The organism is Sphingomonas sp., assembly GCF_036388435.1.
GTDB lineage: Bacteria > Pseudomonadota > Alphaproteobacteria > Sphingomonadales > Sphingomonadaceae > Sphingomonas.
This window is the reverse complement of sequence record NZ_DASVRV010000004.1, coordinates 1-8003: the sequence shown is the minus strand read 5'-3', so window position 1 is coordinate 8003 and position 8003 is coordinate 1. Positions and strand designations below refer to the sequence as shown.

Genomic DNA, 8003 nt, shown 5'->3' with positions numbered 1-8003 from the left:
TCCGCGATCCCGGCGTGTCGGCTCGCGATCGAAAGGCATGGAGGACCGCGACGGCGGCCCTCCATGCGTCGTCTCGGGTCAGATGGCGGTGCGGCCGTAGAATTGCGCCAGACCCTGCCGATAGCTGGTGCTGAACTCGGGCGCATCGCTCGCCTTGAACTTGGGCGCGGCGGCGATCTGCTCCTTGGTGATGTCCAGGACGTAACCGTCCTTGTCGACATCATAGTTCAGATAGGACCAGGGCAGCGGAAACAGCGAGTCGCCGAAGCCGAGCGTGCCGCCGAACGACATCACCGCATAGGCGACGCGCCCCGAATATTTGTCGACCATGAAGCTCTCGATCTTGCCGAGATGCTCACCGCTGCGCCCGACCACGGGCGTGCCCTCCACCTTGGAGGAGGAGATGAGCCGAAGGCTTTCATCGGTCTGGAGCCTCAGCGCGAAATCGTCGCGGTCGCGGTTCTGGTTGCGCGCCAGCAACGCCGCCCCGGCGACGGCGCCGATCGCGGCCGCACCGATTCCGACACTGCCCCAGCCCAGCCCGGCAGCCTTGCCCGCCGACGGGGACGACCTGGCCGATCCGTCGCTTTCCTCTTCGAACATGAACGCGTTGGCCGCATTGGCGGACAGGCGGACGCGATCGCCCTCGACCTCGGCCACCAAGCCGGTCGATAGATAATGATGGTGGCCCTTGTGACGGCCTTCGCCGGCGTCCTGTTTGGTCAGCTTGATGCGGTCGCCCTCGACCTTGTCGACCGTGCCGACATGGACGCCGTCGGCGCCGATGATGTCCATATGTTCCTTGATGCCGCCGATATGCGCCATGACGATCTCCTGATGTCGGTGTGAGCGGACAACGGCTCGGCGGCCCGATGGATGCATGTCTCATCGCGCTCGCCGTGCGATCGTCCTCATTCGGGCGCCGACGGCCGGTCCAGGAAAGCGGCCGTCGGCACGGCGCGGACGAATGTTCGAAGCCGGATCCCGCCGAAACGGCTGTCCTACGACACGGCCTCCCCGGCCGGCGCTGGCGGGGGTGCCGGCGGCGGCGGGGGCGGTATCACTATCGTCCGCGGCTCGGACGGGGGCACGGGCGTCGCGGTCGGTGCGGGCGCGGACGGGGTCCCCGCCCCGAGCGCCTCGACCGGCGGGAGGAAATAGGCGCCACCCGGCGGGATCGCGGGCGCCCTTCCCCGCAGCGCGTCGATCTCGGCCTGGCGGCGGGCGAGATAGTAGCGGCGCACGGCGGCGTAGGGATCGCGGCCGGCGCGGAGCTTCTCCAGTTCCTCGTCATATTCGGCGCGGTAGTCGAGCGCGCCGAGATTAAGCAGCGGCACCGTCACGATCTGCCGATCGAGCGGCGGGACGGCGGTCACCGGGACCATGACCTGGTCGAGCACATTGCCCACCAGGTCGCGCAGCGACACGGGGCCGATCAGCGGCAGGAACAGGAACGGCCCCGGCTTGATTCCGTAATAGCCGAAGGTGTTGGCAAGCCCGTTGCGCCGACGGGGCAGGTTGAACGGGCGCTTCTTGGCGACATCGACCAGCCCGGCCGCACCCACGGTTGTGTTGATCGCGAACCGGCCCAGCGTCTCGCCCGCCTTGCCCGGCTTGAGCTGGAGCAGATAGTTGAGCATCACCACCGGCTCGCGCAGGTTCGCCAGGAAGTTGCGCAGCCCGCTGCGGATCGTGCCCGGCACGTTGCGCTTATAGGCGCGCGCGAGCGGCCCGACGATCGCTTGGTCGACCGCCTGGGTGACCGCGAAGCTCTGCTCGTTGACGGGCGCCAGCGGATCGCCGCGCCGGTCGCGGCCGACCACGACGATGTCGTCGGCCGGGTCCGGCGAGGCAGGGGCGGCCTGGGTCGGCGGCGTTCGTTGAACGGGAGCGGCGCTCGGGCGGTCGCCCGCCTGAAGCGGCGCCCCCGCCAGCAACAGGGCGCTCACCAAAGCGGAAGTGCCGATCTGTCGTTCCTTTCCACCCCGTGACCACCGCGTCGGACCCGCCGTCCGAAGCGGTTCCGATCGCCCCATGGACTTACGCATAAACCGGCGCGGGATCGAAGTGAATGCCACCGCGATACCCGCACCGTTCGACTTCGGCACGTCCGATCGTCGCCGCACCGACGGAGCGCCCGCTCACATCTCGACGACGAGCTTCCCGATCGCGCCCCGGTTCGCCATTTTGGCGATCGCGTCGCCGCCCCGCTCCAGCGGGAAGACCTCGGTTACACGCGGGCTGATCCGGCCCTGTTCCCACAGGCGGAACAGGTGATCGACATGCGCCTGGTTCGCCTGCGGGTCGCGCGCCGCGAAGGCGCCCCAGAAGACGCCGCACACATCGCAGCTCTTGAGCAGCGTGAGATTGAGCGGGAGCCTCGGAATGCCGGCGGGAAAGCCGACCACCAGATAGCGCCCTTCCCAAGCGATCGAGCGCAACGCCGGCTCGGCATAGTCGCCGCCGACGGGATCATAGACCACGTCGGCGCCGTTCGGCCCGACCGCCGCCTTGAACTGCTCGGCCAGCGCCTTGGACTGGTCCTTGTCGAAAGGCGCGCGGGCATAGACGATCGTCACGTCGGCCCCGGCCGCCCTCGCCGCTTCCGCCTTTTCCTCCGACGATACCGCCGCGACGACGCGCGCGCCGAACGCCTTGCCCAACTCGATCGCCGCCAGCCCCACGCCTCCGGCCGCGCCGAGGACGAGCAGCGTCTGCCCCTCGGTCAGGTGCCCGCGGTCGAGCAGCGCGTGAATGGTCGTGCCATAGGTCAGGACCAGCGACGCGCCCTCGGCGAAGCTGCGCCCTTCCGGCAGGCGGAACATGCGCGCGGGGTCGAGCGCGATCTTCTCGACCAGCCCGCCATTGCCGATCGTGCCCATGATCCGGTCGCCCACCTTCCAGCCGGTCACGCCATCGCCCACTGCCTCGACGACGCCCGCGATCTCGCCGCCCGGTGCGAAGGGGCGCGGCGGTTTGAACTGGTATTTGTCCTCGATGATGAGGACGTCCGGGTAGTTGATCGCGCACGCCTTGACCGCGACGACCACCTGGCCGGGGCCGGGGGTGGGATCGGGAAGCTCGGTCAGCTCCAGCGTGTCAGGTCCGCCCACCGCCTTCGACAGCAACGCCCGCATGTGCACCCACTCCCGTCAGCCAGGGGCGATGCTCGGCGACCATCCCCTCATACCTGGTTATCTGGGCGTCCCTTGCCAGCGTCAGGCCGATCTCGTCCAGCCCTTCCATCAGGCAGCGGCGGCGGAACGGGTCGAGCGCGAAGGCGAAGCGGTCCTGGAACGGCGTGGTCACCGTCATCGTCTCCAGATCGACCGTGACCGGCTGGTCGCGCGCGACCTCCAGCAGGCGGTCGACCGCTTCCTGCGGCAGGACGACGGGGACGATGCCGTTCTTGACCGCGTTGCCCGAAAAGATGTCGGAAAAGCTCGGCGCGACCACCGCCCGCACCCCCATGTCGACCAGCGCCCAGGCGGCGTGCTCGCGGCTCGACCCGCAACCGAAATTGTCGCCCGCGATCAGGATCGGCGATCCGGCATATAGCGGGTCGTCGAAGACGTTGCCCGGCCGCGCGCGGACCGTCTCGAACGCGCCGCGTCCCAGCCCCGCGCGGCTGATCGTCTTCAGCCAATGGGCGGGGATGATGACATCGGTGTCGATATTGGCGGCGCCATAAGGATAGGCGCGGCCCGAGACGGTGGTGACCGGCCGCATCACTCGGCGGCGGCCGGAAAGGCGGGCAGCTTGCCGATGTGGCGCGGGTCATGCTGGATGATGACCGTCGCCTTCAGGTTGCGCGCGCTGGTCTTGAAGCGGTCGAGCGAAGCGAGCGTGTCGGCGCGGTCGGTGTTGAAGCTCGGCACCCCGTTCGAATCGTAATTCTCCTGAAAATGCGCGAGGTCGCCCGTCAGCAGCACGGGGCCCCTGCCCTTCAGCCGCACCAGCAGCGAATGGTGGCCCGGCGTGTGGCCCGGCATGTCCAGCATCACCACGCTGCCGTCGCCGAACAGGTCCTTGTCGCCGCGCACCTGGTCGACCTTGCCCCCGCCCGAGATCCAGTGCGCGACCGGCGCGGGATCGGGAGCGCCGAAACCGGGGGCCGCGGACTTGTCGGTCAGCGCGGCCCAGTCGCCCTGTCCGATGACGAGGATGGCACCGGGAAAGTCGCGCGCCTGGCCGGTGTGGTCGCCGTGATAATGACTGGCGCCGACCCGCGTCACCTGCGCGGGCGCGATGCCCAGCGTGCGCAGCTGCTCGACGATCGTGGCCTTCATCGCCATCGGCGAGCCGGAGTCGGTCTTGGTCGAGGCGGGATAGCCCGTGTCCCAGATCATCAGCTCGTCCCCGTGGCGGATTAGGTAGCAGCTCGCGACCAGCGGCTTCTTGACGCCGTCATAGGCGTGGGTGTCCGAAAAGGCGGCGACGTCGCGCGGCCCCTTGCTGGCGCCGCAGTCGAGCCGGGTCAGCGTCACCCGCACCGGCGCGTCCTGCGCCCCCGCGGTGAACGCCGCCATCCCGCTGCCCAGCGAGCCCAGAACCAACGCGAACAACACGGTCTTCATGATCTTCCCCCCATCAAATCCCTGACATCGCTCAGCCGCCCCGTGACCGCCGCCGCCGCCGCCATCGCGGGCGACAGCAGGTGCGTGCGGCTGCCCGGCCCCTGCCGGCCGACGAAATTGCGGTTCGACGTCGACGCGCAGCGCTCGCCCGGCGGCACCTTGTCCGGGTTCATCGCCAGGCACATCGAACAACCCGGCTCGCGCCACTCGAATCCGGCCGCCAGGAAGATGCGATCGAGCCCCTCCGCCTCCGCCTGGCGCTTGACCAGCCCCGATCCGGGCACGACCATCGCGCGCACACCATCCGCGACGCGGCGTCCGTCGGCCACGGAGGCGGCGGCGCGCAGATCCTCGATGCGGCTGTTGGTGCACGACCCGATGAAGACGTGCTGCACCCCGACATCCTGCATCCGCTCGCCCGGCGCGAGGCCCATATAGGCGAGCGAGGCGCGAGCCGCCGCGCGCTTCGCCGGATCGGCGAAGCTGTCGGGATCGGGGACGAAACCGGTGATCGGCACGACATCCTCGGGGCTGGTCCCCCAGGTGAGCGCGGGGGCGATGTCGGCCGCGTCGAGGCGGACCGTGCGGTCGTACGCCGCGCCCGCGTCGCTCGGCAGGGTGCGCCACCAGGCGACGGCCTCGTCCCACGCCGCCCCCGCGGGCGCCATGGGGCGGCCCTTCAGATAGGCGAAGGTCGCCTCGTCCGGCGCGACCAGCCCGGCGCGCGCGCCCGCCTCGATCGACATGTTGGCGACCGTCAGCCGGCCCTCGATCGACAGCGCGCGGATCGTGTCGCCGGTATATTCGATCACATGGCCGGTGCCCCCCGCCGTGCCGATCCGCCCGATGATGGCGAGGATCACGTCCTTGGCCGATACCCCGAAGCCGAGCGCCCCCTCGACGCGCACCTCCATCGTCCGCGAGGGCTGGAGCAGCAGCGTCTGGGTGGCGAGCACATGCTCCACCTCCGACGTGCCGATGCCGAAAGCGAGCGCGCCCAGCGCCCCGTGCGCGGAGGTGTGGCTGTCGCCGCAGACCAGGGTGGTGCCGGGCAGTGTGAAACCCTGTTCGGGGCCGACGACATGGACGATTCCCTGATCGGCGGAGAGCGCGTCGATATAGGGCACCCCGAACTCGGCGACGTTGCCGCGTAGCGCGGCGAGCTGCGCGGCGGAATCCGGATCGGCGATCGGCAGCGGCCGGCCCAGCGCATCGGCGCGCGGCGTGGTCGGCAGATTATGGTCGGGCACCGCAAGCGTCAGGTCGGGGCGGCGGACGGGACGGCCCGCGACGCGCAGCCCCTCGAACGCCTGGGGGCTCGTCACCTCATGGACGAGGTGGCGGTCGATATAGATCAGGCTGGTGCCATCGTCGCGACGCTCCACGAGGTGGGCGTCCCAGATCTTCTCGTACAAGGTGCGCGGGCGGGTGCTCATGGGGGCGACGTTAACCGAGTTACCCCGCGCCGCCTATCCCGCCCGCCACGCTCGTTCACCCCATTATCTTCCTTCACCCCAACGCCTTCTTTCAAAGCGTCCCGGCGGGCAGGTCCAGCGCGCGCGACAGGTCGTCCAGCGCCTGGACCTCGGTCGTGACCTTGATCGCGGTCATCCCCATCGCGGCGGCGGGCTTGCAGTTGATGCCGAGGTCGTCGAGATAAATGCAACCGTTGGGCGAAACGCCGAGCGCGTCGGTCATCATCGCGTAGATGCGCGGATCGGGCTTGCGGACGCCCACCTTCGAGCTTTCGATCACCCGGTCGAAGCGCGCCAGGATCGCCGCGATCTCGGCGGCGCGATCACTGGTCAGCGCCATCCCGATGCCCTGCCCCGCCGGCACGTTGTTGGTGATGCAGCCTAGCCTGTACCCGTCCGCCTTGAGCCGGTCGACCGCCGCCACCATCCGGGGACGCACGTCACCCGCGAGCAGCGCGAGCACGTCGGCGCCGGGCAGATCGTGGCCCATCGCCCGCGCCTCGGCCAAGAACAGCCGGTCGAAGGTCGCCGCGTCGATCTCGGCGCGTTCGAACCGCGCCCAGGCATTGCCGTCGGGGTCGGCGGCGTTGATGCGGCGGACGAGGTCATGGGGCAGCCCGCGCTCGGCCTCCATGCGGTTGAACGCCTCGAAGGGCGAGGTGGTGACCACCCCGCCGAAATCGAAGATGACGGCCGCGACGCTCATGCGTGGGCCAGCTTCAGGCCGGGGCGCGGCCAGCGGCATGTCACCAGGCGGCCCGTGCCCGACAGAGTGATATAGGCGTCGCGCATATCCTCCCCGCCCCAGCAGATGTTGGTGGTGAACGGGTCGTCCGTCGGCACGAACTCGACCAGCTCGCCCTCGGGCGACACCACGCTGATCCCGCATTCGCCGATGGTCGCCACGCAGATGTTGCCGCCCTCCTCGACGCCCAGCGAATCGAAGAACTTGTATCCGCCCGGCCGGTAGAGCGGAATGCCGGGACCACCCAGCCCGGCCGCCTGGTCGACCTCGCCGGGGGCGGTCACGTCGAACGCCATCAGGCGGCAGGTATAGGTCTCGGCGGCGTAGAGGCGTAGGCCGTCGGGCGACAGGCCGATGCCGTTGGGGTTCTCCGACGGAAACACGACCTCGCTCAGGCTGCTCCCGTCGGCGCGGGCGTAGAAGATGCCCGTCACGTCCCGTTCCCGCTCGCGCGTCTTGCCATGGTCGGAGAACCAGAAGCCGCCATGCGCGTCGAAGACGATGTCGTTGGGCCCGCGCAGGACGCAACCGAAATCGCCGTCCTTGTACAGTATCTCGACCGCACCGGTCGCGAGGTCGATCCGCTCGATCCGCCCGCCCGAATAATCGTCCGCCTGACCGTGCGGGATCAGCAGTCCCGACGGATGGTCGACATAGTTGAACCCGCCATTGTTGCAGCAATAAAGCTTGCCGTCCGGCCCGATCGCCAGCCCGTTGGGCCCGCCACCCGGCGTCGCGACCGTCTCGGTCGCGCCATCGGGCAGCACCCGGGTGATCCGCCCTTCCGCGATCTCGACGAGAATGACGCTGCCGTCGAGCATCGCGACGGGGCCTTCGGGAAAGCGCAATCCGGCGGCGACGGTGGTGAACATGGTCATGGCCCTCTCGCTCCTGTCGTTATCGGCGGCTATGTGCGCCGAGCGACCGCCTCAAGCCAAGGACCGTTTTCGATGCCCGATGCGCAGTACGACGCCGATCTCCGCCTCCACATCGACGGCGCCTGGGCCGCCGGCGAAGGCCGCGACACGGGACCGGTGTTCAACCCCGCCACCGGCGCCGAGATCGCCGCCGTGCCGTTCGCGAGCCCGGCCGATCTCGACGCGGCGCTCGACGCGGCGGATCGCGGGTTCAGATTGTGGCGCGCGACCGATGTCGAGGCCCGCGGCGCGATCCTGCGCAAGGCGGCGGCGCTCATGCGCGAACGCG

At 69.6% G+C, this 8003-nt stretch carries 9 protein-coding genes and 1 pseudogene; 1 reads left to right on the top strand and 9 read right to left on the bottom strand.

Annotated features, from left to right (window positions below):
• Positions 1 to 78: 78 nt before the first annotated feature.
• The 9 genes and pseudogenes from VF592_RS01555 to VF592_RS01515 form a co-directional block, all read right to left on the bottom strand.
• Positions 79 to 603 (bottom strand): PRC-barrel domain-containing protein, encoded by a 525-nt coding sequence (locus tag VF592_RS01555; protein ID WP_331003840.1) that lies wholly within the window; start codon positions 601 to 603, stop codon positions 79 to 81.
• Positions 586 to 825 (bottom strand): annotated as a pseudogene (locus VF592_RS01550) (DUF2171 domain-containing protein); the annotation flags it as partial. The pseudogene VF592_RS01550 and the gene VF592_RS01555, both read right to left, overlap by 18 nt.
• A 176-nt stretch (positions 826 to 1001) precedes the next feature.
• Positions 1002 to 1949, bottom strand: coding sequence for a VacJ family lipoprotein (locus tag VF592_RS01545; RefSeq protein WP_331003839.1), 948 nt, complete (start codon positions 1947 to 1949; stop codon positions 1002 to 1004).
• Positions 1950 to 2141: 192 nt separating this feature from the next.
• Positions 2142 to 3137 carry an NADPH:quinone oxidoreductase family protein gene (locus tag VF592_RS01540; RefSeq protein WP_331003838.1) on the bottom strand — a complete coding sequence of 332 codons (996 nt, stop codon included), beginning with the start codon at positions 3135 to 3137 and terminating at the stop codon, positions 2142 to 2144.
• The gene (leuD, locus tag VF592_RS01535; protein ID WP_331003837.1) at positions 3100 to 3729 is read right to left on the bottom strand and encodes a 3-isopropylmalate dehydratase small subunit; all 630 of its coding nucleotides are present in this window, start codon (positions 3727 to 3729) and stop codon (positions 3100 to 3102) included. Before leuD ends, VF592_RS01540 begins: the two co-directional genes overlap by 38 nt.
• Positions 3729 to 4577, bottom strand: coding sequence for an N-acyl homoserine lactonase family protein (locus VF592_RS01530; protein ID WP_331003836.1), 849 nt, complete (start codon positions 4575 to 4577; stop codon positions 3729 to 3731). The genes leuD and VF592_RS01530 overlap by 1 nt, the downstream gene beginning before the upstream one ends.
• Positions 4574 to 6013, bottom strand: a complete 1440-nt coding sequence (leuC, locus tag VF592_RS01525; RefSeq protein WP_331003835.1) for a 3-isopropylmalate dehydratase large subunit — start codon at positions 6011 to 6013, stop codon at positions 4574 to 4576. The genes VF592_RS01530 and leuC overlap by 4 nt, the downstream gene beginning before the upstream one ends.
• A gap of 91 nt (positions 6014 to 6104) precedes the next feature.
• Complete coding sequence (locus VF592_RS01520; RefSeq protein WP_331003834.1) at positions 6105 to 6758, bottom strand: HAD-IA family hydrolase; 654 nt, start codon at positions 6756 to 6758, stop codon at positions 6105 to 6107.
• Positions 6755 to 7675: an SMP-30/gluconolactonase/LRE family protein gene (locus tag VF592_RS01515; protein ID WP_331003833.1), complete on the bottom strand. Its 921-nt coding sequence runs from the start codon at positions 7673 to 7675 to the stop codon at positions 6755 to 6757. The genes VF592_RS01520 and VF592_RS01515 overlap by 4 nt, the downstream gene beginning before the upstream one ends.
• A 72-nt stretch (positions 7676 to 7747) precedes the next feature.
• On the opposite strand from VF592_RS01515, the gene VF592_RS01510 reads away from it, so the two are divergent.
• The coding region (locus tag VF592_RS01510) for an aldehyde dehydrogenase family protein (RefSeq protein ID WP_331003832.1) at positions 7748 to 8003 on the top strand (256 nt) is incomplete at its 3' end.